The following is a 25349-nucleotide window of genomic DNA, read 5'->3' on the forward strand; positions in this document are numbered from 1 at the left end:
TCACATCCTGAACAGGCCGAATTGCGCGCGATCCGGGATCGGCGCATTCAACGCAGCGGCCAGAGCAAGGCCCAGCACATCGCGGGTCTGGGCCGGGTCGATGATGCCATCGTCCCACAATCGGGCGGTGGCATGCCATGGGCTGCCCTCTTCCTCATATTTGGCGCGGATCGGGGCCTTGAAGGCTTCGGCCTCGTCCGCCGTCCATGTCGCCGCGTCGCGGTGGACCGTGGCCAGCACGCTGGCGGCCTGTTCACCGCCCATCACCGAGATGCGCGCATTGGGCCATGTGAAGAGGAAACGCGGACCATAGGCGCGCCCGCACATGCCGTAATTGCCCGCCCCGAAACTGCCGCCGATCAGCACAGTGATTTTCGGCACGCTGGCCGTGGCCACGGCGGTCACCAATTTGGCGCCGTGGCGGGCGATGCCCTCGGCCTCATATTTGCCGCCGACCATGAAACCGCTGATATTTTGCAGGAACAGCAAAGGGATGCGCCGCTGGCAAGCCAGTTCGATGAAATGGGCGCCCTTAACTGCGCTCTCGCTGAACAAGACGCCATTGTTGGCCAAAATCGCCACCGGCATACCGTGAATATGGGCAAAGCCGCAGACCAGCGTCGTGCCATAAAGCGCCTTGAATTCGTGAAATGCGCTGTCATCAACGATACGGGCGATCACCTCGCGCACATCATAGGGCGCGCGGACATCCCGCGGAATGATGCCATAGAGTTCGGCCGGATCGTAGCGCGGCGGGCATGGGGGCTGACGATTGACCGGCGCGGCGCTTTGCGGGGCCAGCGTGCCGACAATATCGCGCAAGATGGTGATCGCATAATCGTCATTTTCGGCCACATGATCGACCACGCCCGATTTGCGCCCATGCAGATCGCCTCCGCCCAACTCCTCGGCACTGATGATCTCACCCGTCGCGGCCTGCACCAGCGGCGGTCCGGCAAGGAAGATAGTCCCCTGCCCACGCACGATCACGCTTTCATCCGACATAGCCGGAACATAGGCCCCGCCAGCGGTACAACTGCCCATCACACAGGCGATCTGAGGGATGCCGCGCGCCGACATCCGCGCCTGATTATAGAAGATGCGGCCGAAATGATCGCGGTCGGGAAAGACTTCGGCCTGATGCGGCAGATTGGCCCCGCCGCTGTCGACCAGATAAATGCAAGGCAGATGGTTCTCGGCCGCGATCTCCTGCGCGCGCAGATGCTTTTTCACCGTCATCGGGAAATAGGTCCCGCCCTTGACCGTGGCGTCATTGGCCGCAATCATTACCTGATGCCCGGCCACGCGCCCGATCCCGGCCACGATCCCCGCCCCCGCCACATCGCCGCCATACAGGCCATGGGCGGCCAGTTGCCCGATTTCCAGAAACGGGCTGCCCGGATCGAGCAGCCGGTCGATCCTTTCGCGCGGGAGCAATTTGCCGCGCCCGACATGGCGTTGCCGCGCCGCCTCTCCCCCACCCAAAGCCGCCGCCGCCACATCGGCGCGCAATTTCTCGGCCAGGGCGCGGTTATGCGCCTCATTGGCGCGGAAGGCCTCGCTCTCGCGGGTGATCCCGCTCTCCAGAATCATCGGCCCGCTCCGATCAGTTCGCGCCCGATCAGCATCCGCCGGATCTCATTGGTCCCGGCACCTATATCCAGCAATTTGGCATCGCGCAGGAAACGCTCGACCGGCCAGTCCTTTGTATAGCCCGCCCCGCCCAGCGCCTGCACCGCATCCAATGCCACGCGCACCGCATTCTCGCTGGCCAGCAGGATCGCGCCCGCCGCATCGTGCCGGGTGGTGCGCCCCGCGTCGCACGCCCGCGCCACGGCATAGACATAGGCCCGCGCAGAATTGAGCGCGACATACATATCGGCCACCTTGGCCTGCATCAGTTGAAACGCGCCGATGGGCTGGCCAAATTGCTTGCGCGTCCGCACATAGGGCAGCACCACATCGAGGCACGCCTGCATAATGCCAAGCTGGATCCCCGCCAGCACCGCGCGCTCGTAATCCAGCCCGCTCATCAGCACTTTTACCCCGCCATGCAGCGGCCCCAGCACGTTTTCGCGCGACACATGGCAGCCATCGAACACCAGTTCGGCGGTGGGCGAACCGCGCATGCCCATCTTGTCGATCTTCTGCCCAATGGAAAAACCCGGCATGGTCTTTTCGATCAGGAAAGCGGTGATCCCCTCGTCGGTGCGGGCATAGACCACCAGCGTGTCGGCATAGGCGGCATTGGTGATCCAGAATTTCGTGCCGTCCAGCACATAGCCGCCCTCGCTCTCCCGCGCGCGCAGCTTCATCGAAACGACATCCGACCCCGCCCCGGCCTCGGACATGGCCAGAGCCCCGACATGCTCGCCCGAAATCAGCCGGGGCAGATAGCGCACCTTCTGATCCTCATTGCCCCAACGCGCGATCTGGTTGACGCACAGGTTCGAATGCGCGCCATAACTCAGCCCGATGGAGGCCGAGGCACGGCTGATCTCTTCACAGGCCAGCACATGCTCGAGATAGCCCAGCCCCAGCCCGCCCCACTCCGGTGCCACCGTAATGCCATGCAGGCCCAGTTCGCCCATCGGCCGCCATAATTCATCGCGGGGAAACCAGTCCTGCGCATCGATCTGCACCGCCAAGGGCGCAATGCGCGCAGCGGCGAAACGCGCCGTCGCCTCACGAATCATCTGGGCGTTCTCGCCCAGCGCGAAATCGAAATCGGCCATCACGGGCCTCTCCTGCGTTTTATATCTTTACGCGGAGTCTATCAAAGTTCCGACTGTTTGCGATTTCTATTTAGAGGGCAAAATCGATGGATTATTGCGGGATTCATTGATCTCTTGATGGAACCGGCACGATGATGAAATGGTCATGCACGGCCCTCGTGTCCGGCTGGTCCAGTCGCGCCCTGAAACCGGCCTGAAGCTCGCGCAATTGCGACACCGGCATTTCCAGCGGGTGTTCATCGGGGTGAGTCGGGGCCTCGTGGCCATAATCGCGTCCGGCCTCGCGCGTCATCTCGATATGCGCGCCCAGCAAGGCGCGCACCCGATGCGTGGCGGCAAATTTCACCACGCGGTCCACGCTGGCCCGCGCCTCATCCATGAAATTGACCGGCACATAGAGCCGCCCCGGATAGAGCGAATCCCCCGAAAGCAGGATTGCCAGGCGCGGATCGTAATACATGGCCGCCGCCTTTTGATGGCCCGGCGTGGGTATCACGCTGATGACGCGCCCGCCCAGATCGAGGCGGCCGATGCCGTCAGGCCAATGCGCGATCCCGAAAAAGGCCGCCACATCGGCAGGCGCCGTGCCTACCACCACCGTATCGGGCCGCTCGCGAAAGGCAGCGTCACCGGCGATATGGTCGCCATGGCTGTGGCTGTGGGCCACAACAAGGGGAATCGCCCGGCGGTGATGCGCGGCCAGCCAGCCCTGGATCACACGGTCCACCACCGGGCGGATCACGCCCCCCTGCGCGCCGGTATCGACCAGCAGGGCGCGATCATGTCCAAAGATAAGATAAAGAAACGGCGCTTCGAAATTGGTTTTGACCGATTGGCGGATGACATAGGTGTCGCCATCGAGCGACTGGACCTGCGCCACCGGTTCGGCATCCTGCGTGCCGTCGATCCAGCGCTCCTTGAACAGATGCGGCGCGGCCATCGTTGGCGTAGCGATCAAGCCCGCCAGCACCAGCGCCCAGCGCATAGGCCTCAAGACACCTGTCCACCGCGCCGCGCCTTATAGGCATCGACCAGCGGCACAAAGGGAAACACCGCCTGTTCCCAGATCGACAGGCGTTTGCGCTCGTCCTGTCCGACCACCGATGCCTCGCCTTCGCGGAATGTGCCGAAAATGCGGTCAAAGATGATCAGCGAATTGCCGTAATTGCAGCGCGTATCCTCATAGGGCACCGAATGATGCAGGCTGTGGTTGCGGATCGTGGTGAAGAAGAAGGAATAGAAGAAGGGCGGATTGGCGGCCACATTGGCATGGGCATAGATGGCGATCGCCGCATTGACCGAAATCGCGCAGAATTTGGCCGTGAGCGAGAAGTCAAAAAAGGCCAGCACGCTCAGGCTGATGAGGAACAGTTCGATAGGATTGCCCACCGAACCCTTCATCGCGTTCAATTGGGTAATATGATGGTGCGGCGCATGGGTCAGCCAGAAGGGCGTGGAATTATGCATCAGCCGGTGCATCCAGTACTGGCCGAATTCGATGATGGCCATGACCGAAACTACCTGCACCAGAAAAGGCAGGCGCCCGGCCCATGGCGTGGCAATGCCCAGCGCCTTCTTGGCCGCCATCAGCGGCTCTTCGGCGGCCACATTGGTCACCCATGTGATGACGGTTGCGCCCAGGATGACATAGAACAGATCGGTGGCAAATTCGCGCCAGTTCATCCGCCAGCCCGGGTGCCGCTCGAACAGAAATTCCAGCCCCAGCACGAAGGCGGTGGTGATCGAGGTGACCCAGACCAGCGTATAGTCATTAGCCAGCCACGCTGCCGGGCCAAACATCCAGAAGCAGACAATCGCGACCAGTGTGGCCGGCGGCAGAAGATTGACGAGATGCTGTTTCATGACAGGCAAACCCTGATCCAATGGTCCAGAGATGCCGGGCCAAGACTATGACCCGGCAGGGCAAATTCAGTAATGGAAACGCAAGTCCACACCCACCTTGCGCGGAGTCAGCACGCCTTGCGCGTAATATCGCTCGACAACACCGGTGCGGGTCTGGTTGTATGAACTTACATCATTGCTGATCGAGGTGATCGCATATTTGTCGAAGATATTATCGGCAAACAGCGCCACATCAAAGGCGGGCGCATGATAGGTGATCGCCGCGCGATGGGTGACGTAGCTGGGGATCACCTCGCCATTGCCGCGCAGGCCGATGCGGGAATAGACATTGCCCTTGAACACCGCCGCCCAATTGGCCTCGATGCTGCGCCCCTCGCCCAGCGGATAGGTGTAGGTCAGCTGCGCGCTGCCCGAATGTTTGGTCGATCCGGGCAGGCGGTCGCCCGCATAGACCGGATAGGCCACGCCCTGGCTGACCACCACATTGTCGGCGTCCTGCGTCAGATGAGCGTCGGTATAGGAATAGGTGCCGTTGAACACCAGGCGCGGAGTGATGCGGAATTGACCAGAAAGATCAAAGCCTTGCGAGACGGCATCCTTGGCATTGACCGTCACGCCTACCGCGCCGTTGACCGTCTGCGTATCAACCTGAATATTCTTCCAGTCGATATGATAGGCCGAAAGCGTGAATTGCAGGCGGCGGTCCAGCATCGAGGCGCGAATGCCGATTTCGGCATTGTTGGTCTTGTCGGGCTTGTACAGCAATTCGTTGGGATAGGCGCAGACGTTCTGGCCCGGGGGCACATTGCCCGGCGAGAAGGTGCAAGGCGCCACGCGGTTCACGTTGCCCGTGCGATAGCCCGTGCTGTAGGTGGCATAGACCAGCAGGTCCTTGCTGAACTTATAGGATGTGTTGGCCTTCCACACCACGCCGTCGGCGCTGGTGTTGCCCGAACGGATGCGGCTGGGGTCAAACTGGATCAGCGGATAAGGCGTGCGGATCAGGCCTCCACCGAACAGCGGCGTATCGGTACCGCCGGTGGCAAAGGCGTCATATTTGAAATAGCGCAGCCCCCCCGTCACCTGCCAGCCCTCGGTCAGGTGATAAGTCGCCTCGCCGTAAACCGCCTTTTCCTTGGTCCGCGTGTTGACGAAGGAGATATATTCCAGATCGTCCGGGCGATAGACCCCGGCGAAATTGGCGAAACCGGGCGTATGCTCCTGATAGTTCCGGTAATTGCGCAAGTTGTTGTAAAACCCGCCGATCACCCAGCTGATCGGCCCGCCATGGGATGAAACCAGCCGCAATTCACCGTTGAACTGGCGATAGTCCTCGTTGGTGTCATTATAGGAGGAGAAGGCCGGGAAGGCCTCATAGCCGTAGTTCAGATCGAGCAGCAGGTCGGTGTTGTCGGCATGGGTTTTCAGGTTCTGGTTGGTATAGGCGCCGGTGGCCACCACCTGCGCAAAGCCGAGGTTGAAGTTGAATTCAGCGGCGAACAGGTCGGCCTTGCGCGTGGTCGGCTCCAGATAGCGCCAGGGCCCTTCATACTTGTCCGTGCCCAAAACCCCCGCGCCGGTCGCCTGCCGCCCCAGCGTCTTGGTGATCTGATGGGCATAGGTCAGATAGAGCTTGGCAGCCGGGCTGGCCTCCAGCAGCAACTGGTTGCGGGTGGTGAAGGTGTGCTCGTAATTCACCCCTTTGCGGAAGGTGAAATTGTTAGCGTAATCGGTGGATGTGCCAAACCCTGCGTCCGCCGCCGTGGTGCCGCGCACCGGCTGCGGATCGGACACGCCGGGGTTCTTCAGCAGGTGGTTGTAATTGATAAAGCCCGGATTGTCATAATAGCCCACCGTCGAGCGCAGCGCGATATGGTCGGCCAGAATGGGGATATTGACCGTGGCATCGACATTGGCCCCGAAATCGGAACTGTGCGACTGGGCAAAGCCGCGCGCGTGGAGATCAAGCGTGAATTTGTCGGTTGTAGGCCGGTTGGGCATATAGCGAACCGCGCCCGCCAGCGTGCCAAGGCCATAAAGCGTGCCCTGCGGCCCCTGAAGCACTTCGACGCGGGAAATGTCGATCAGCTTGAAATCGAGATAGAGCGGCACTTCACCCAGATAGACGCCCACCGCCGTTTCGTAATTCGATCCCGTCGCGCTGGAATCAGAAGAGGAAATGCCGCGCATCACAATGTTGCCGGTCGATTTTGGGCCGGTGTCATTGACCGTGATGCCCGGCGTGAACGCGGCCAGCGCCTTCACATCGTCGATCCGCGCCTTGGCCAACTGGTCCGAACCCAACGCGCTGATGTTGATCGGCGCGTCCTGCAAGGTGGTCTGGCGGCGGGTGGCAGTGACCACGATGTCGCCGCCATCGCCCGGCGCATCGGCATCGGCGGCAAAGGCAGGGGTAGCGGCACTCATCAGAATGGTGGCGCAGAGCAATGTCTTGCGGGTCGATTTCCTGGTCACTTTGCCTCCTGTTGTGTCAAATGCCAATCAATCGGACGCATTTCTCCCTCGCCACCCGACAAGGCGGCGATCGTGCGACCACTTTGTGGCCTTCCCTCAATTCTTCGATGCACATCTGGCTATCGGCAACGCAATCGCCGCGTTGCAGCATCATTGCCGACATTCTCATAACGCTATGGATATTACTTAAGCCGTCAAGCGTAATATTTCTGCGGTCTTTCAGTATGAAATCTCGTCTTGCTGCGTTGCAGAAAACCGCGATTTCCCAACCTGTCGCCCTTATTCAAACCCCGGCGCCGCTTCCCGTTTTTCCGATGCCGCGCCGCGCCACTATGGCCGAATCGCAACACCTGTTATCCTGCCCATTGCCGCGTCCGACTCGCCTCAAATCGGGCATTTCCGCCCATTTCGGCCCCATCCGCGCAGTGTCTGGACCCGAAGGGTTTAACCCCATTTCCTCCTGCCCCCTCTGCGCATTATTACGAACATGGGATTTGGTAATAATGCGCTAGCCTTCCTCTCGACTGCGAAATTGCTGCGATGCAAAGGGGAAGCAAGCCATGTTGAGGAAGATCGGAAAAGCCGCCGCCATGGCAGGCGCCCTGATGGCGGGAACCATGCTGCTCTCCTCCTGCTCACCCTCTGCCAAGGCGCCCGAGGCGCGCAAAGAATTCAACATCGGCTGGTCGATCTATGCCGGATGGATGCCATGGCCCTATGCCCAGCAGGCCGGCATCGTGAAGAAATGGGCCGACAAATACGGCATTAAAATCAACATCACCCAAGTCAATGACTATGTCGAATCGGTCAACCAGTACACGGCGGGCAAATTCGACGGCGTGACCGTGGCCAATATGGACGCGCTGACCATTCCGGCCGCAGGCGGCAAGGATACCAGCGCGATCATCGTGGGCGATTATTCCAACGGCAATGATGGCGTCTTGCTGAAGGGCGCAGACAATATTGCCGCGATCAAGGGCCGTTCAGTCTATCTGGTCGAACTGTCCGTCTCGCATTATCTGCTGGCCCGCGCGCTGGGCGAACACGGCATGGCGATGAGCGATGTCAAAACCATCAACACATCCGACGCCGACATCGTAGCCACCTTTGGCAGCCCGCAGGCCAATGCCGCAGTCACATGGAACCCCCAATTGGCCGTGATGAAGGCTCAGCCGGGCGTGAAGGCGGTGTTCACCTCGGCCGATATTCCGGGCGAAATCCTTGACTTGCTGGTGGTGGACACCGCCACGCTGAAAGCCAACCCAAACCTTGGCAAGGCACTGACGGGGATCTGGTATGAAACCGTCGCGCTGATGAAGCGTCAGGATGCGCAGGGCAAGGCGGCGCGCGCGGCCATGGCCAAGCTCGCCGGATCGACGCCCGAGGTCTTCGACAACCAGCTCACCACCACCTATCTTTATGATCAGCCCAAGGCGGCGGTGGCGGCCACCACCGATCCCGCGCTGGTCACCACCATGACCCGCGTGCGCGATTTCAGCTTCTCCAAGGGCCTGTTCAAGGGCGCGGCCAATGCCGATGCGGTGGGCATGTCCTTCCCCGGCGGCAAGGTGCTGGGCGATCCGGCCCATGTCACGCTGCGCTTCGACCCCAGCTATATGGCGATGGCCGCCGACGGCAAACTTTAAGCCCTGCGGGAGATCGTTCCATGCGCTGGGTAAACCGTCAGATTTCGCGCAGCGACAGGCTGTTATGGGGCGCGGCTCCTATTCTGCTGCTGGTGCTGCTCTATATTTTCGCCGCCGCCGGGCGCCATGCGGCCAACCCTTCGGACAAGATCCTGCCGCTGCCCTCCGGGATGGCGCAGGCAATGTCCTCGTTGATCTTTGAGCGCGACATGCTTTCGGGCCAGTATCTCTTCTGGGCCGATACGCTGGCCAGCCTGCAACGGCTGGGCCTCGGGCTGGGGATTGCCACGTTGGTGGCGCTGGTGCTGGGGCTGCTGCTCGGCGCTCTGCCGCCGGTGCGCGCGGTGCTGGGGCCTCTGGTTACGGCGATTGCCGTCATCCCACCGATTGCCCTGCTGCCGGTCCTGTTCATCGCGCTGGGCCTTGGCGAAACGGCGAAAGTGGCGCTGATCGCCATCGGCGTCGCGCCGGTGATGCTGCGCGACATTGCCGGGCACGTTGCCGCCCTGCCGCGCGAACAGATCATCAAGGCCCAGACCCTGGGCGCGGGAAGCTGGCAGATCCTGATCCGCGTCGCCCTGCCGCAAGCCTTGCCGCGCCTGTTTCAGGCGGTGCGACTGGCTCTGGGCCCGGCATGGGTGTTCCTGATTTCATCCGAAGCCATCGCTTCGGACGTGGGTCTTGGTTACCGCATCTTCCTCGTGCGGCGCTATCTCTCGATGGATGTGATCATCCCTTATGTGGCGTGGATCGCGCTGTTGGCCATTGCGATGGATGTCGCGCTGACATGGGGCTCGCGCCGCTGCTTTCCCTGGGCACAAGGAGCCAACCATTGAGCACGCTCCTCTCGTTGCGCGACCTGTGGGTCGAATATGGCGACAAGATCGTTCTGGAAAAGGTCGATCTGGATATTGCCGAAGGCTCCTTCGTCTCGATCATCGGCCCTTCGGGCGCGGGCAAGAGCAGCCTGCTGCGCGTGATCCTGGGGCAGGAAAGCCCGACGCGGGGCACGATTCTACTGGACGGCGCGCCGCTGGCCCCCGAATGCGGGCCGGATCGCGGGGTGGTGTTTCAGCGCTATTCGGTCTTTCCGCATCTGACGGTGCTGCAAAACACGATGTTCGGGCTGGAATGCGCCCAGGCCCCCTTGCTCGCCCGCCTGTTCGGCGCGGCCCGCACCAAGGCCCGCGCAGAGGCCACCGCCATGCTGGAGGCCGTGGGCCTTGGCGACAACCTGCATATTTATCCTGCGCAAATGTCGGGCGGGATGCAGCAGCGTCTGGCCATTGCGCAGGCCCTGATCAAGCGCCCCCGCATCCTGTTGCTTGATGAACCCTTTGGCGCGCTCGACCCCGGCATCCGGGCCGATATGCATGGCCTCATCACGCAATTGTGGCGCGAATTCGGCCTGACCATCATCATGGTCACGCATGACATCCGCGAGGCTTTCTCGCTCGGCACGCGTGTGCTGGCGCTGGATAAACGCCGCCACGATCCCCACGCCCCTCACCGCTTTGGCGCCACGGCGGTCTATGACCTGCCGCTTCGGCCGCGCGAGGAACCCGAAGCATGAACCCTCCCTCAACCCTTGCAAGGCTCAGCATGAGCCTGCCCGCCGAACTCTCGCGCAAGCTCGACATGATGGTCGAGGAACGCGAACTGCCCTCGCGCTCGCAGCTCATCGCCGAACTGATCCGCCACGCGCTGGCCAAGCATGAGAGCCTGACTCGCCCCGACGAGATGCTGGCCGGTACGATCACACTGGTTTATCGCGGCGACCGGGGCCGGGTGCGCCACCAACTGGCCCAGACTCAGGCCGATTACCTCACCGAAGTCATCTCTTCACAGCACGTCTTTCTCGAACAGGACCAGTCGCTCGAAGTCCTGCTGGTGCAGGGCCCCGCCGTGCGCCTCAAGGATCTGTGCGATGCGCTGCGCCGGGTGCGCGGTGTGCATCAGCTCGAACTGGTCACCACCACCGCCCTGCTGCCCCCGCTTCATGCCGATGGCGCAGCATCCGACCCAACCCAACGCAAGGGAGCGGCAGCATGACAGATATACTCGCAAATACTCTGGCCAACCCTCTGGCCGCGCGCGACCATGCCCGCGCCATGGCAGGCACCGTGGTCGAATCCATGCCGATCCTGCCCCCCCATGCCGACGACCTGCCCCGCGATGTCGCGCCGCAGGATCACCTGTGGGAAGAGACCATCGCGCCGGGCGGCTATGCCACGCGCCATCTGCCGCGTGGCGCCCGCCTGCGCCTGATCGACCTGAAGGGAGATGCCTGCGCCGGCCTGATGATCTTCAACGCGCAATTGCCCAGCGAACGGCTCAATGTGGCCGATACGGTCAAGGTGCAATGGAACGCCTATCTGGGCGCGGGCAAGCTGCTGCTGTCCGACATGGGCCGCGTGCTGATGAGCATCGAGGCCGATAATGCGGGCACGCATGACTGCTTTTCCGGGACATCGAACGCGGCCACCAATGCGGCCAAATACGGCAACGGCGCCAACAGCGGCCCCCATCCCAACGGCCGCGACCGCTTCCTGCTGGGGGCTGCCAAACATGGCCTGTCGCGCCGCGATGTCCACCCCTGCGTCAATCTGTTCAAGGGCACGCATATTGAGGAGGACGGCACGATCACGCCGATCACCGGCCCCTTTGCGCCGAACCGCAGCGTGGTCCTGCGCGCGGAAATGGAGGTGATCGTGGTCATCGCCAATTGCCCCCATGTCCTCGATCCGCGCCCCGATTACACGGTCACACCTTTGCGCGCCAGCGCATGGCGCGGGCCCATCACGCCGCCCGAAGACCCCATCCGCAACGCGACACCCGAGGGCCTGCGCGCCTTTGAAAATGTCGAAGATTACGTCCGCCGCTGAGCGAGGAGCAGGCACAATGACGCAAGATCCCCATACCGCCGGCCTGACCGGCGCCGTCATCCATGACGCCATCGTCCCTGCCCGCGCGCCATGGCTGCACACGATCCGGGCGGGCCAGACCCTGCGCATCGTCGATCTGGAAGGCAATCAGGCGGTCGATTTCCTGCTCTATAGCGCCGCCGACGATGCCGAGCGCTACAGCATGCAGGATACGGTTTCGGCGCAGGGCAATCTGTTCCTGCGCGAAGGCACAGTGCTGCGCTCGAACGAAGGCCGCGCGATGATGACCATTGCGGCCACATCGGTCGAATATCACGACACGATCGGCGGGGCCTGTTCGTGCGAATCCAATACTTTGCGCTATGGCCACCATACGAAATCGCAACATGCCTGCGTCGAAAACTTCCTTGAGGCCAATCTGACCCAGGGGCGCGGCAAGCGCGACATCGTTTCAAACATCAACTTCTTCATGAACGTTCCAGTCGAAGCCGATGGCTCGCTGGGCATTGTCGACGGCATTTCCGCGCCCGGCCTGACGGTCGATCTGCGCGCAGAGATGGACGTGATCGTGGTCGTCTCGAACTGTCCGCAGATCAACAATCCCTGCAACGCCTTCAACCCCACCCCCGTTCGGATGATTGTATCGGCATGAGTTTTGAAACCGTCCTGATCGCCAATCGCGGGGCGATCGCCACCCGCATCATCCACACTCTGCGCAAGATGGGCCTGCGCTCAGTCGCGGTCTATTCGCAGGCCGACGAGGCCTCGCTCCATGTGGCGCAGGCCGATGAGGCGATCTGCATCGGGGAAGGCCGCGCCTCGGAGAGCTATCTCAACATTCCCGCGATCATCGCGGCGGCGCAAAAATCGGGCGCGGGGGCGATCCACCCCGGCTACGGCTTTCTGGCCGAAAGCACCGAATTTGCGCAGGCCTGCGCGGCGGCGGGCATTGTGTTTATCGGCCCCACGCCTGAAAATATCCGCAGCTTTGGCCTCAAACACAGCGCCCGCGCGCTGGCCGCCGCGCATGATGTGCCGTTGGCCCCCGGCTCTGACCTGTTGACGGACGAGGCGCAGGCACTCGAAGCCGCCGCGCAGATCGGCTATCCGGTAATGCTGAAAGCCACGGCAGGCGGCGGCGGCATCGGCATGCGCATTTGCGAGAATGACGAGGATGTGCGCGAGGGCTTTGCCGCCGTGGCCCGTCTTGGCATGAGCAATTTCGGCGATGCCGGGGTGTTCCTCGAAAGCTATATCCGCCGCGCCCGCCATATCGAGGTCCAGATCTTTGGTGACGGCGCGGGACGCATCATGGCGCTGGGCGAACGCGACTGTTCCCTCCAACGCCGCAACCAAAAGGTGCTGGAGGAAGCCCCCGCGCCCCGGCTTCCCGCCTCCGTCCGCGCAGACCTCATCGCCTCGGCCGTCCGGCTGGGTCAGGCGGCAAATTATCGCTCGGCGGGCACGGTCGAATTCCTCTATGACGCCGACCGCCAGAGCTTCTTCTTCCTCGAAATGAACACCCGCCTTCAGGTCGAACATGGCGTCACCGAGGAGGTAATGGGCATCGATCTGGTCGAATGGATGATCCGGGGCGCGGGCGGCGATTACAGCTTCCTCGACGCGCCCACCCCCGCGCCCAGCGGCCATTCGATTCAGGTCCGCCTCTATGCCGAAGACCCCGGCCTCGACTATCGCCCCACCTCGGGCACGCTGACCGCCGTCACCTTCCCCGACAACATCCGCGCCGAAACATGGGTCATGGCGGGCAGCGAGGTCAGCGTCTGGTACGATCCCATGCTGGCCAAGCTGATCGTCCACGCGCCCACCCGCGAGGAGGCCGTGGCCGCAATGCAGCAGGCCTTGGCCGTCACGCGTGTCGATGGGATCGAGACCAATCTGCGCTGGCTGCGCGATGTGGTGCGCCTGCCCGCCTTCACCAGCGGCGAGGTTTCCACCCGCGCGCTTGATCAGGTCGAGTTCCGCCCCCGCGCCATCCGCGTTATCTCGGGCGGCACGGCCACCACGGTGCAGGACTGGCCGGGGCGGCAAAACCTGTGGGCGGTGGGCGTGCCCCCCTCCGGCCCGATGGACGATCAGAGCTTTCGTCTGGGCAACCGCCTGATCGGCAATGCCGAGGGCACGGCGGGGCTGGAGGTCACCAACACCGGCCCCACGCTCAGTTTCACCGCAGCCGCCACCATCTGCCTGATGGGCGCGGATTTCGGCGCCACGCTGGATGGCGCGCCCATCGCGCGCGGCGAACCGGTCCACGTTCTCGCTGGCCAGACCCTTGCCATGGGCCGCGCGCGCGGGGGCGGTATGCGCGGCTATATCCTGTTTGCCGGCGGCTTCGACCTCGCGCCCTATCTGGGCAGCCGCAGCACGTTTGAATTGGGCCAGTTCGGCGGCCATGCCGCGCGGCGTCTGATGGCGGGCGACACGATTCACCTTGGCGACGACCCCATGACCGCGCCTTTGCCCGCCGCCGCCCTGCCCGAATTGCCGGGCGAATGGGCGATCCGCGTCCTCTATGGCCCGCATGGCGCGCCTGATTTCTTCACGTCCTCCGACATCGACACGATTATCGCCGCATCATGGCAGGTGCATTACAACAGCAACCGCACCGGCGTGCGCCTTGTCGGCCCCAAGCCGCAATGGGCGCGCAAGGATGGCGGCGAGGCAGGGCTGCACCCCTCAAACATCCACGACAATCCCTATGCCATCGGCGCGGTGGATTTCACCGGCGACATGCCGATCATCCTTGGCCCGGATGGCCCCTCGCTGGGCGGTTTCGTCTGCCCCTTTGTAGTGATCGCGGCGGATCGGTGGAAGATCGGCCAACTGGCGGCGGGCGACACTTTGCGCTTCGTGCCGGTCAGCATTGAGGATGCCGCCCGCGCCGATGTCGCGCAACAGGCCTTGCTCTCCGCCGGACAGGCCGTTGCCACCACCCCCGCCCGCGCCATCGAGGCGCTCTCGCCCATTCTGGCCGAAACCCCCGAGGCGCCGGGTCGCCCCCGCACCACCTATCGCCAGCAGGGCGACCGCAACATCCTCGTCGAATATGGCCCGATCACGCTGGACATCGAATTGCGCATCCGCGTCCATGCGCTGATGACCGAACTGGAGCAGCTGTCCGCCCCCGGCATCATCGACATCGTGCCCGGCATCCGTTCGCTGCAACTGCATTTCGACGGCGCGGTGATCGATCAGGCCTCGGCCCTCGCCCTGCTGATCGAGGCGGAGGAAAGGCTGGGCGATCTGGCCGATTTCACGATCCCCTCTCGCATCGTCCATCTGCCGCTGAGCTGGCGCGATCCGGCAACGCTTGAGACGATCAAGAAATATATGGGTGCGGTGCGCGACGATGCGCCATGGTGCCCCGACAACATCGAATTCATCCGCCGCGTCAACGGCCTGCCCGATGCGGCGGCGGTCGAGAACCTGATCTTCGAGGCCAATTATCTGGTGATGGGCCTTGGCGATGTCTATCTTGGCGCGCCGGTGGCAACGCCCGTCGATCCGCGCCACCGCCTTGTCACCACCAAATACAATCCCGCGCGCACATGGACGCCGCCCAATGTCGTGGGCATCGGCGGTGTCTATATGTGCATCTACGGCATGGAGGGGCCGGGCGGATACCAGCTCTTTGGCCGCACCATTCAGGTGTGGAACACCCATCGCCAGACGCAGGATTTCATCGAGGGCAAGCCCTGGCTGCTGCGCTTCTTCGACCAGATCCGCTTCTATCCGGTAAGCGCGGAAGAACTGGCCGAATGGCGGCGCGACTTTCCATCCGGGCGGCGCGCGATCCGCATCGAGCCTTCGCAATTCCGCCTCGCCGATTACCGCGCTTTCCTTGCCGAGAATGCGCAAAGCATCGCCGAATTCGAGGCGCGGCGTGAGGCCGCCTTTGCCGAAGAACGCGAGGATTGGCAGCGCAAGGGCGAGTTCGACCGCGTCTCCAGCCTCAATGAAGAGGACGCCCCCCAGACCGCCGACATCACCTTGCCCGAAGGCAGCGAATTGATCGAGGCGCCCTTTGGCGGCAGCGTGTGGAAACTGCTGGTCGCGCCGGGCGATGAGGTCAGCGCGGGCGAAACCATCGCCGTGCTGGAAACCATGAAGATGGAATGCCCGATCGAAAGTCCGGGCAGCGGCACCATCGCCGCGCTCTACATGACCGAGAAACAATCCCTGCAACCGGGCGCGCCGATGCTGGCGCTGCGGAGGCACGCATGAACCGTCAATCCGCCACCAAGATCGCCGCCGCCATCCGCAGCGGACAAACCAGCGCGGTGGAAGTGGCGCGCGATGTGCTCGTCCGCCTCGCCGCCTATGACGCCATACAGCCGCAGATCTGGATCAGCCGCGCTGGCGAGGAAGCCCTGCTGAACGCCGCCGCCGCCATCGACGCGCGCGTGGCGGCGGGCGAGGACCTGCCCCTTGCAGGTGTGCCCTTTGCGGTGAAGGACAATATCGATGTGGCAGGGTTTGAAACAACCGCCGCCTGTCCCGCCTTCGCCTATCGGCCGGAAAAATCGGCCCCGGTGGTCGAACGCCTGCTGGCGGCGGGCGCGATCTGCATCGGCAAAACCAACCTCGACCAATTCGCCACCGGCCTAGTCGGCACGCGCAGCCCCTATGGCATCCCGCGCAACGCCTATAACCTGGCCTATGTCAGCGGGGGATCGAGTTCGGGCTCCTCGGTGGCGGTGGCCGCAGGCCTTGTCGCCTTTGCGCTGGGGACAGATACGGCAGGGTCGGGCCGCGTGCCTGCCGCCTTCAACCATCTGATCGGCTTTAAACCCACCAAGGGGCGGTGGAGCACTTCGGGCCTTGTCCCGGCCTGCCGCACGCTCGACTGCATCACCGTGTTCACCGATGACACGGCGGATGCGCGATTGGTGGACGGCGTGGTGGCCGGGTTTGATCCGTCCGATCCTTATTCCAAACCTTTGGCCGACCGCCCCCGCAGGGCGCGCACCATCGGCGTTCCGCGCCGCGATCAGCGCCTGTTCTTTGGCGATGCGGAGAGCGAATATCTCTATACCCAAGCGCTGGGAAAACTGGCCGAACAAGGCCGGATCGTCGAGATCGACATGGCCCCGCTGCAGGAGGCCGCGCAATTGCTCTATGGCGGCCCATGGGTGGCCGAGCGCAGCGCCGCCATTGCGGGCCTGCTGGCGCAAAATCCCGATGCCATCGACCCCACCGTGCGCGCCGTGGTCGAACCGGGGCTGGAGATCGGCGCGGTGGACTTGTGGCAGGGCATTTATCGCCTTGCCGCGCTAAAACGCCATGCCGATCAGATGTGGGAGGAGATCGACATTCTCGCCTTTCCCACCACCGGGACAACCTATCGCGTGGCCGAACTGGCCGCCGCACCCATCGCGCTCAACAGCAACCTTGGCGCCTATACCAATTTCGTGAACCTGCTGGATATGGCCGCGCTCGCGGTTCCGGCGGGCGGGCGCGGCAATGACACCGGCTTTGGCATCACACTGATCGGGCCTGCCGATTGCGATCTGGCGCTGCTGGATGTGGCTGATGCCTATCTCGATGCCGCCGCTCTTCCCCCCATCCCACCGCTCGATCTGGAGGCTAAAATGCAGACCGTGAAACTGGCCGTTGTCGGCGCCCATCTCAAGGATATGCCGCTCCACTGGCAATTGACCAGCCGCGATGCCAGTTTTGTCGGGGCCTTTGAAACCGCGCCCAATTACCGGCTTTATGCCATGGCCGACAGTGTGCCGCCCAAGCCTGCCTTGATCCATGCAGACGAGGGCGCGCCGATCAAGGTTGAGGTTTATGAGCTGGGCGTGGCCGAATTCGGCAGCTTTGTCGTGGAAGTGCCCGCCCCGCTGGCCATCGGCACGGTGACACTGGCCGATGGCAGCAGCGTCAAGGGATTCGTGGCCGAGCCGCGCGCGATTGTCGGGGCCACCGACATCACCGATCTGGGTGGCTGGCGCGCCTATATCGCCTCGCGCGCGTAAAGGGAGAGATGCCCATGAAAGCCCTGTTGCTGGCCGCCCTGATCGCTACCCCCGCTCTGGCCGAGCCGGTAGAGAAGGTCATCCCCGTCCCCGGTTTTGCCGACTTCATCGCGGTGGATGGCGCAACCGTGTGGACCACCAACCGGGGCCGGGTCGAACACTGGTCCGCCGAAAAGAAGCTGGCCGAAGTGCCCAGCCCACGCCCCTGCGGGGGCATGAGCATCGCCCATGGCTCGTTGTGGTTTGCCGATTGCAAGGAAGGCGTCGTCAAGCGCGTCAGCCTGCATAAGGCTAAGGTGATCGCCAGTATCCCCACCGGCCTGGCCAATGGCAAAGAGGGCGAATTGAACGTGGCGGCGGGCGCCGGCTCAATCTGGGTAGCCAGCGATGCCAAGGGCGAGATCAAGCGGATCGACGCCAAAACGAACAAGGTCATCGCCACCATCCCCACCGAGCCGGGCGCCTATTACCTTGCCTTTGGATTTAACGCCCTCTGGGCCGTCAGCGCCAAGGGTAATCTGATCCAGCGCATCGACCCGGCCACCGACAGCGTGACGAAAACCACACCGCTGGGCAAATTGCCGGGTTTCCTCGCCGCAGGCGAAGGCGGCGTGTGGGTTCAGGAGCAGGGCGATGGCACAGTGGCGCGCATTGACCCTGCCACCGGCGAAGTGTCAGGCCGGGTCAAGGTGGGCGAGGTGCTGAAATATGGCGATATCGACACCGGCGGCGGCAAAGTCTGGCTGCGCAGCACCGAGGATCAGACCTTTGTGGTGATCGACCCCAAGACGCTGGCCATCCGCGCCCGCGTCGGGCCGCTGGCGGGCAGCGGGGGCCTGCGTTACGCGCCGATGGGGGTTTGGACCACCGCGCATGACAAGCACACTTTGTCCTTCTGGGCCGATCCAGCCAGGATCGGGGCCAAAACCGGCGAATGAGCGGGTGGAGCGCAAGCTCCACCCCAACCCTTATCGCGCCGAGGCCAGCTTGACCTTGCTGGTCGCAGCGGCCTGACGCCGCTCGATCTGGGCGCGGACATCGGCCGCCACCCCAACGCGGCAGGCGCGCGACTGTTCCTCAAGCGCCAGATGCACGCCAGCAAGCCGGTCGCCGCAAACCGCCGCAGCCGCCTGATCCAGCCGGATCGCCAGACGCTGCTGTCCCGCCACGGTGGCAAGGTCCAGCCCGCTGAGGCGCAGCACGGCGCTGTCTCTGGCAAAGGGATTTTCACCGGGGGTTCCGGCCTGCACCGCCGAGGCCCCGGCAGCAAGCGAGACGGCGGCCAGAGCCGCCAATACAATCTTCATCATCCACTCCTGCATGTTTTTTCAGGGCCGCTCTTTTGGCGACCGTCCTAAATTCATAGGCGCATTGGCAGGGTTTGACAATAAAGCGATTAGCGGATCCGCACCTCCAGCGCGGCCAGATCGGTGGTATGACCCAACAGGCCGATGGGCAGGCTGACCTCGCGCTCGGCGCTCTCACCCGTGGCGATGGCAAGACTGCGGGCATAAGGCGCCGACCATGCGCGCAAGGTCGTCATAGGCAGGCGCAACCGCCAATCACGCCCGCCCTCAACCGCAACGCGATGCCCGTTGATGGCCACGGTATCCTCACGCTGCCCGCGATGGCCTCGAACCATCAGGCAGGCCTGATCCCCGCATGTTACCAGACGTGTGGTGGGGACAGGCGCGGCCATGGCCCCCGAACCGAAACCGGCGGCCAGCACAATCGCACCAAGGCGAAGCGCAAGATTTACGGGCGCAAAATCCATGGCCGCAGAATGCGCCCCATCGCCCGCCCCAAACATGCGCGATATGGCGTAGTTGGATCAGTCCACCGCAATCCCTGCGCGCTCAAAAAAGGCGCGCACCGGGGCCAGCGCCTCTTCATGCCGCCGCCAACGCGCCACCGAATCGCGATACATCGGGCGGCGCACCTGCGCGGCGCTGGGGGTGGAAACCGGGGCGACATTGTCCTGAAACGAGAGGCAGAGCGCATCCCATTCCAGCCCGCAATGAGTCAGCAAGGCGCGAGTCTGCCCTTCCTGATCACCCACCAGATCCTCATAGGCCAGCTCCATCACGCGCCCCGGCAGCGCCTGACGCCAGAAAGCCATCAGCCGGTCAAAGCCCGCATAATAGGCGGCAATGTCGAGCAGGTCATAGCTGTAGTCATAATAACGCGAGGAAATAGCGAACAAATTGCGGAAATTTGCCAGCACCGTATCCATCGGATGCCGCCGCAGACAGACGATGCGTGCATTGGGCAATGCCTGCGCGATCAGGCCCGCATAATGGAAATTGCCGGGGAATTTGTCGATGAAACGCGGCGCATTCCCGCGCAGATGATGCCCCGCCCGCCGCAGATAATCGCGCCCCAGCGCCGCCATATCGCCCCGCGCCGCCGCCATCGCCGTTGCCGGGTCCAGCACATTGCGCCCGCCCGTCCCCGCCATGGCTTTCACGGCCAGCGGCATAGCCTGCAATTCGCCCGCGCTTTCCAGATCGGGGTGCGAAGAAAGGATACGGTCGACCAGAGTCGTACCCGTGCGCGGCATGCCGATGATAAAGACGGGCGCATCCTGCGGCGCGTCCCGAGCCGGTTGAACAGCGCTCCAACCATCCTGCATGGCCTGAAAATTGGCTGCGTCCTGCGCGGGGTCATAGTCCAGATCGCGCCGATGCCCGGCATTGACCGCGCAAAGCGTGGCAAAACCGCGCGCCTCCTCGCCGATATCCTCCAATTCCTTGGCCAAAGCATAGCCGGTCAGCAGCCGGTCCCGCCCCGGTTTCGCCGCCGCATAGGCGGTTTCCAGCCGGGGGATATGGTTCCGCCCGATGCTCTGTTTGCGCAGCGAGGCCAGCAGGTGATGCGCGCGCGCATCATCCGGGGCGAGGGCGAGCAAAGCCTCCAGCGCCGCATCGGCCTCATCCACCCGGCCAAGGAAATTGAGCGTCACAGCCTGATTATAGCGATATTCGCGATTGGCAGGCTCACGCGCCACCGCCGCCGCGAAATGGGGCAAGGCGGCCTCGTGCCGCCCCAGCCGGGCATAGACGCAGCCCAGCGTATCGAGGCTCAGCGCATCCTGCGGCAGGTTCTGTTCGACCTCGTGCAAAACCTGCGCCGCCTCGCCATCGCGGCGCAGCAGGCTGAGCAATCGGGCCAGTTGGGCGCGATATTCGCCGCCCTGCGATGCTTCAGGCTTGTCCCCCATCACGGCCCGCTGAAAATGCGCCAATGCCTCGCCCGCCCGCCCCGTCGAGGCCGCCGCCACGCCCAGCACGAACTGCCCCTCGGCGGGCGAATGCGTCATCAACCCTGCGGCCAGCCTCCGGGCCATCGCCCAGTCGCCCCGCCGCAAAGCCTGTCGCGCCGCCGCGCCCTGATCCATTCGCCCGTCCTTTGCCGCGATCCGTGTGATGGCAAGCCTAGGCCCGGCTCGCCAAAAACTCTAGCGCGCGCGTGCGCGATTCTTTTGAACGCTTATACGCCCGATGACGTATGACGCGCGTCCAGAATTTGGGGCATCTTACACTCCTACAAGCTGGACTCAGGTAGAGATAAGATGGACGGCGTTCGCGTAGGCAAGAGGATCATCGGCGCAGAAGCGCCCGTCACCATCGGCTGGGAAAACATTCCCCGCGTCGAGGGCGGCGCGGTCAGACAGTTCATCTTCACCTGGTTTCAGCCGACCATGCTCTTTGCGATGCTGGCCTTCTGGTACTATGCGCCCAATTCCATCGCCAAGGCCTCGACAGCGATCGGCATCGGCATTGGTTTCAAGGTGTTGCTTCTGGCGCTCGAATGGGTGAACCCGCGCTTTGCCAGTTGGCGCCTGACATGGAAGGAGCTGGCCACCGACCTGTTCTATGTCGGGCTGGGCTATACGCTGATCCGCATGATGGGCAGCTTTGCCGGCAGCGGGGTGATGGTCAAAGCGGTGCAGGATCTGATGCATTGGGACAAAGCCACGTGGTTCATCGGCCTGCCCCTGCTGGTTCAGGCTTTCCTGATCTCTTTCATCTTCGATTTCGGACAATATTGGATGCACCGGGGGATGCACAATTGGTATCCGCTCTGGCTGCCCCATTCGGTGCATCATTACATTACCCAGCTCAACATCAATAAGGGCGCGGTCGGCAATCCGGTCGAGCTGTTCCTGATCGGGCTGGGCGTGGGCGGATTTTTCGATTTCCTGCCGCGCGCGGCGCTGATGGCGGGGGCTTTCGGTCTGGCCATCGGCACGTATCAGCATATCAATGTGCGCTTCAATTCGCCGCGGTGGTGGCGCTTTCTGTTCAACACGACCGAGCATCACAGCCTGCACCATTCGCAGGATTTCGAGGCCACGCGCAGCAATTACGCCGGTTCCTATATTTTCATCGACCGCATGTTCGGCACCTGCGTCGATGGCGAGGCCGAATTGCTGGGGCTGGAAGGCGGGCGCCGCATGTCGATCCGCGAACAGATGACCTATCCTTTCACCGAGGGGTGGAAGACGATGAAGGAAAAATATGGCCGCAGCGCGCCTGCGGCCCTGACGGAGCCTGCCGAATGAGTGGAACTGCCGTGGCCCCGCATGACGATTACGCCGGATCAGTACAGGAAAAGCCTTTCGCTTTGCGCTACATCGACTGGATCTGGCACGTGCGCGGCGAAGTGGCCCTGCCCCCGCAGCAATCGGGTGAGGAAACCTTTGATCGCCTCGCCCCGCTGTTTCGCCAGACCGGCACCAGCTATAACCGCTATCAGAACACGCTGACCTTCCGCAAAAAGGACGCGGCGGCGCAGGACAAAATGTCGGTGTTCGACAGCGGCGTATTGCAGGTGGAAAATTCCGTCCTGCGCTATGACCTGATCAGCAAGGCCCTGCTCTATTGCTTCCTCGCGCCGCTGCTGTTTCTCGCCTTTGCGCAGGCGACCATCGCGATCAACAACTGGAAAAAGCCGGCAGCCCATGCCACCGGCACGGCGGCCAAGGCCAAACACAAACCCGCCGAAAAACAGGTGGTTCCGCCGATGAACCCCATCGACAAGGCGCTGGGCGCTCCTGCCCCGGACAAGTCGGACGGCGAGGATGGCGACGAGGACGGCCCCAAAAGCAAAAAGCCCACGCCCACACCGGCCTATGTCTTTGCCGGGATCTTCGCGGCGCTCTATCTGATCGGGCGGGTACTGGAGGACCGGCTTATTAAATCCTTGTTTTGCAAAAGCATAGCAGGCACCTGAAGCTCACAGCAGGCCAATCGCCCGCCCGGCCAACCCGACCGCCAGAAACAAACCCGACAGCGCCAGCCCCGCCCCGCGCCAGACGATGGGCGGAACATTCTCGCGCCTTACCAGTCGGTCCACCGCAAGCCCAAGAGCAACCCCCGCCAGCAGCAGCCAGAGCTTCACATTGAACGAGGGGTTAAAATAATATTTGAGCGGATTGACCCCGACCATCACCACGCCGGACCCGATCACCGCCAGCAATCCGCCCAGCGCCACCCAGCGCAGCCCCCTCCACACCGCGCCGCGATCCAGCCCGCCCAGCGGCCATCCTGCCAGCCGCGCCGAAGCGATCAGCACCGCCCCGCCCAGCACCGCAAGGCCGGTCAGATGCACCATTTCAAACACCGCAAAGATCCAGCGCGACACGCGCACCGCCTCACTCAGCGATGTGGCCGCATAGGCGGCATATAATCCATGAAACATCGCGCCTCTTTCAGAAATAGGCGACGGCGCGACCGGCGGCGATGACCACCAGCCACAAGCCCAACGACACCGCCGCCGCAACCTGTGCGGGAACGGGCACCGGCCCACCCACAGGAACGGCCAACAGCAAGGGCTTGGCCCGCCAGTGGAACAAAGCCACATTGAGCCCGGCCAGAACCATCGCCGCGAATTTGATGATGAAGGCCGGGTTGTGAATGATCTTGGCCGCCTCGGAGGCGAAGAGCAGAAAGCCCGAGACCGCCATGACGGCAAAGCCCGCCCATGTCACCGGCACGATCCGCCGCTCGACCTCGGCGGCCGGAGCCTCGCGCAAAGCCGCCCCCAACAGCCGCAGATCAACCAGCGCAATCGTGCCCACCATCAAGGCCAGCGCCAGCACATGCACCGTCTCGATGGCGGGAAACACCACCTCGGATTCGCGGATCGCGGTGGCCCAGTCAGTGTCATAGAGCCACTGGGCCAAAACTTCGATCAGACCCATAGGTTCAGCCGTTCTGGGCCTGACCGTCGCCGGGGCCGCCATCGCCGGGCGTGCCGCCATAGATGAAGCGACCGTCAGGCAGCTTGATCCGCCGCGCGTCGATCAGGCGCGTGCCATCCTTGGACAGATAGCCATCGACCACCAGCGTATCGCCGATCTTCACATCGCCCTTTTTCCAGCCCCGACGCGACAAAGCCCCCGGCCCGCCGCCCTCGCAGGCCCAGCTTGCCACCTTGCCGCTCTTGTCGGCTACATCGAGGTAGAAATAGGAGTGCGGATTGGTCCATTCCAGCTTGGTGATCTTGCCTACCAGCCGGATCGGCTTGGCCCCGTCAAATTCGGCGGCGAAGGAATGGTGGGCTTCGGCGGGCGCGGCAAGCAGGAGCAGAGGCAGGGCCGCAAAGAGGGCTTTCTTCATGAAACGGGCTTTCGAGTAAGACGGGAAACGGTCTGGCGCCCCTGCTATCAGCCCGGCCCGGCCAAGGATCATGCGTATTTCTCAAGTCCAGTTGAGACCTGCCAACGTGACGCTGGCGCTCCATCCTGCCTATCCACGCAGGCCTATCCTCTGGCCGCGAGACCGGCCATCTGCATCGGAGCCTTGCCCTGACATGAGTGTTATTCGATCCTCCCGCCTTGGCGCCTCGCTGGCGCTGGCCGCCTTGCTGTGCAGCAGCGCGCAGAGCCAGATCCGCGCCGCGCCCGGCGGCCCCGCCACGCCCGATGCCGGCGCGCTGTTCGCCAAGGATGTGCCACCCGGCGGTCCTGCTCCGCGCGGGGCCGATGGCCATCCCGATTTCACCGGCTTTTGGAAAGGCATCAAAGAGGCCAATAAGCCGGTGGGCAATCTGGGGCGCGAGGAGCCGGGCTTCCTGCTGCCGCTGACGCCTGCCGGGCGCGAGGCCCAGACTTTCCTGCGCACCAAGACGATCGACCCGGAGGCCCTGTGCATTCTGGGCGGCATTCCGCGCCACAATGCCTCGGCCCTGCCCTTCGAAATCCTGCATACGCCCAAGCGGCTGGCGTTCCATTACCTGTACAACACCCATCGCGTGATCCCCATCGACGGACGAGCGCATGAGGCCGATCCGGAACCGGCCTATTTCGGCAATCCAGTCGGATCGTGGGATGGCGACACTTTCGTTATCGACTCCATCGGCTTCAAGGACAGCAAGGACGGCAAGGTCTGGGGCGATGAAAACGCCGATCCGGTCAGCGATCAGATCCATGTTGTCGAGCGCTGGACCCGGCCCGATGCCGATCACATCCATCTGGAAATGGTGGTCGAGGACCCGAAATATTACACCCACCCGTTGAAATACAGCCGCACATGGGTTCATGCCCGCGACCGCAGCGAGGGGCTGGCCGAATATGCCTGCAACGAGAACAATATCGATGCCGCGCATCTGGGGCCGGGGCCGGGCGCGATCAACCCGGACGGCACGCGCGGCTATGCCCAGCCCGTGCTGCCCAAGGATCCGCCGGGGCCGGAGGCCTATGCCATTGACCCGCGCCCGGTGGGTACGCGCAAGCCGTAA

23 protein-coding genes are annotated in these 25349 nt (G+C 63.4%); 12 read left to right on the top strand and 11 right to left on the bottom strand.

All coding sequences use genetic code 11. The features are described 5' to 3' along the window. The 5 genes from FHW96_RS17810 to FHW96_RS17830 form a co-directional block, all read right to left on the bottom strand. Complete coding sequence (locus FHW96_RS17810) at positions 1-1593, bottom strand: carboxyl transferase domain-containing protein (RefSeq protein ID WP_172341925.1); 1593 nt, start codon at positions 1591-1593, stop codon at positions 1-3. Continuing rightward, the gene (locus FHW96_RS17815) at positions 1590-2735 is read right to left on the bottom strand and encodes an acyl-CoA dehydrogenase family protein (protein ID WP_172341926.1); all 1146 of its coding nucleotides are present in this window, start codon (positions 2733-2735) and stop codon (positions 1590-1592) included. Before FHW96_RS17815 ends, FHW96_RS17810 begins: the two co-directional genes overlap by 4 nt. Positions 2736-2838: 103 nt before the next feature. Continuing rightward, on the bottom strand, positions 2839-3720 hold the full coding sequence (locus FHW96_RS17820; protein WP_172342014.1) for an MBL fold metallo-hydrolase: 882 nt from the start codon (positions 3718-3720) through the stop codon (positions 2839-2841). Between the two features lie 5 nt (positions 3721-3725). Further along, positions 3726-4598, bottom strand: coding sequence for a sterol desaturase family protein (locus tag FHW96_RS17825; RefSeq protein ID WP_172341927.1), 873 nt, complete (start codon positions 4596-4598; stop codon positions 3726-3728). A 66-nt stretch (positions 4599-4664) separates the two neighbouring features. Next, positions 4665-7073 carry a TonB-dependent receptor gene (locus FHW96_RS17830; RefSeq protein WP_371815748.1) on the bottom strand — a complete coding sequence of 803 codons (2409 nt, stop codon included), beginning with the start codon at positions 7071-7073 and terminating at the stop codon, positions 4665-4667. 560 nt (positions 7074-7633) lie between these two features. On the opposite strand from FHW96_RS17830, the gene FHW96_RS17835 reads away from it, so the two are divergent. The 9 genes from FHW96_RS17835 to FHW96_RS17875 are packed head-to-tail and all read left to right on the top strand — an operon-like array spanning position 7634 to position 18544. Next, entirely contained in the window at positions 7634-8719 is a 1086-nt protein-coding gene (locus FHW96_RS17835; protein ID WP_172341928.1) for a putative urea ABC transporter substrate-binding protein, read from the top strand. 20 nt (positions 8720-8739) lie between these two features. Then, on the top strand, positions 8740-9555 hold the full coding sequence (locus tag FHW96_RS17840) for an ABC transporter permease (protein ID WP_172341929.1): 816 nt from the start codon (positions 8740-8742) through the stop codon (positions 9553-9555). After that, complete coding sequence (locus FHW96_RS17845) at positions 9552-10292, top strand: ABC transporter ATP-binding protein (protein WP_172341930.1); 741 nt, start codon at positions 9552-9554, stop codon at positions 10290-10292. Before FHW96_RS17840 ends, FHW96_RS17845 begins: the two co-directional genes overlap by 4 nt. Beyond that, entirely contained in the window at positions 10289-10771 is a 483-nt protein-coding gene (locus tag FHW96_RS17850; RefSeq protein WP_253951044.1) for a CopG family ribbon-helix-helix protein, read from the top strand. The genes FHW96_RS17845 and FHW96_RS17850 overlap by 4 nt, the downstream gene beginning before the upstream one ends. Further along, complete coding sequence (locus FHW96_RS17855; RefSeq protein ID WP_172341931.1) at positions 10768-11604, top strand: urea amidolyase associated protein UAAP1; 837 nt, start codon at positions 10768-10770, stop codon at positions 11602-11604. Before FHW96_RS17850 ends, FHW96_RS17855 begins: the two co-directional genes overlap by 4 nt. 16 nt (positions 11605-11620) lie before the next feature. Then, positions 11621-12256 carry an urea amidolyase associated protein UAAP2 gene (locus tag FHW96_RS17860; RefSeq protein ID WP_172341932.1) on the top strand — a complete coding sequence of 212 codons (636 nt, stop codon included), beginning with the start codon at positions 11621-11623 and terminating at the stop codon, positions 12254-12256. Then, a complete protein-coding gene (gene uca / locus FHW96_RS17865) occupies positions 12253-15849 on the top strand; it encodes an urea carboxylase (RefSeq protein WP_172341933.1) in 3597 nt (1198 codons plus the stop codon). The genes FHW96_RS17860 and uca overlap by 4 nt, the downstream gene beginning before the upstream one ends. After that, positions 15846-17606 carry an allophanate hydrolase gene (atzF, locus tag FHW96_RS17870; protein ID WP_172341934.1) on the top strand — a complete coding sequence of 587 codons (1761 nt, stop codon included), beginning with the start codon at positions 15846-15848 and terminating at the stop codon, positions 17604-17606. The genes uca and atzF overlap by 4 nt, the downstream gene beginning before the upstream one ends. An 8-nt stretch (positions 17607-17614) precedes the next feature. Beyond that, a complete protein-coding gene (locus FHW96_RS17875; RefSeq protein WP_172341935.1) occupies positions 17615-18544 on the top strand; it encodes a YncE family protein in 930 nt (309 codons plus the stop codon). Between the two features lie 30 nt (positions 18545-18574). Here FHW96_RS17875 and FHW96_RS17880 read toward each other — a convergent pair whose 3' ends face one another. The 3 genes from FHW96_RS17880 to FHW96_RS17890 all read right to left on the bottom strand — a co-directional run bounded on the left by FHW96_RS17880 (position 18575) and on the right by FHW96_RS17890 (position 21003). Then, entirely contained in the window at positions 18575-18916 is a 342-nt protein-coding gene (locus FHW96_RS17880) for a UrcA family protein (protein ID WP_371815750.1), read from the bottom strand. A gap of 86 nt (positions 18917-19002) precedes the next feature. Then, a complete protein-coding gene (locus tag FHW96_RS17885; protein ID WP_172341936.1) occupies positions 19003-19380 on the bottom strand; it encodes a hypothetical protein in 378 nt (125 codons plus the stop codon). Positions 19381-19437: 57 nt separating this feature from the next. After that, positions 19438-21003, bottom strand: coding sequence for a sulfotransferase (locus tag FHW96_RS17890; protein WP_172341937.1), 1566 nt, complete (start codon positions 21001-21003; stop codon positions 19438-19440). A 174-nt stretch (positions 21004-21177) separates the two neighbouring features. Here FHW96_RS17890 and FHW96_RS17895 point away from each other — a divergent pair, with 174 nt between their 5' ends. Both FHW96_RS17895 and FHW96_RS17900 read left to right on the top strand, forming a co-directional pair. Next, the gene (locus FHW96_RS17895) at positions 21178-22170 is read left to right on the top strand and encodes a sterol desaturase family protein (RefSeq protein WP_172341938.1); all 993 of its coding nucleotides are present in this window, start codon (positions 21178-21180) and stop codon (positions 22168-22170) included. After that, positions 22167-22841: a hypothetical protein gene (locus FHW96_RS17900; protein ID WP_253951045.1), complete on the top strand. Its 675-nt coding sequence runs from the start codon at positions 22167-22169 to the stop codon at positions 22839-22841. The genes FHW96_RS17895 and FHW96_RS17900 overlap by 4 nt, the downstream gene beginning before the upstream one ends. Before the next feature lie 3 nt (positions 22842-22844). Here FHW96_RS17900 and FHW96_RS17905 read toward each other — a convergent pair whose 3' ends face one another. The 3 genes from FHW96_RS17905 to FHW96_RS17915 are packed head-to-tail and all read right to left on the bottom strand — an operon-like array spanning position 22845 to position 24229. Further along, on the bottom strand, positions 22845-23309 hold the full coding sequence (locus FHW96_RS17905; RefSeq protein ID WP_172341939.1) for a DUF6644 family protein: 465 nt from the start codon (positions 23307-23309) through the stop codon (positions 22845-22847). A 10-nt stretch (positions 23310-23319) separates the two neighbouring features. Continuing rightward, the gene (locus FHW96_RS17910) at positions 23320-23811 is read right to left on the bottom strand and encodes a DUF6644 family protein (RefSeq protein WP_172341940.1); all 492 of its coding nucleotides are present in this window, start codon (positions 23809-23811) and stop codon (positions 23320-23322) included. Positions 23812-23815: 4 nt separating this feature from the next. After that, positions 23816-24229 carry a DUF6152 family protein gene (locus FHW96_RS17915; protein WP_172341941.1) on the bottom strand — a complete coding sequence of 138 codons (414 nt, stop codon included), beginning with the start codon at positions 24227-24229 and terminating at the stop codon, positions 23816-23818. Positions 24230-24422: 193 nt separating this feature from the next. Here FHW96_RS17915 and FHW96_RS17920 point away from each other — a divergent pair, with 193 nt between their 5' ends. Further along, positions 24423-25349: a hypothetical protein gene (locus FHW96_RS17920; protein WP_172341942.1), complete on the top strand. Its 927-nt coding sequence runs from the start codon at positions 24423-24425 to the stop codon at positions 25347-25349.

It is taken from the genome of Novosphingobium sp. SG751A, from assembly GCF_013149295.1.
In the GTDB taxonomy this organism is placed as follows: domain Bacteria; phylum Pseudomonadota; class Alphaproteobacteria; order Sphingomonadales; family Sphingomonadaceae; genus Novosphingobium.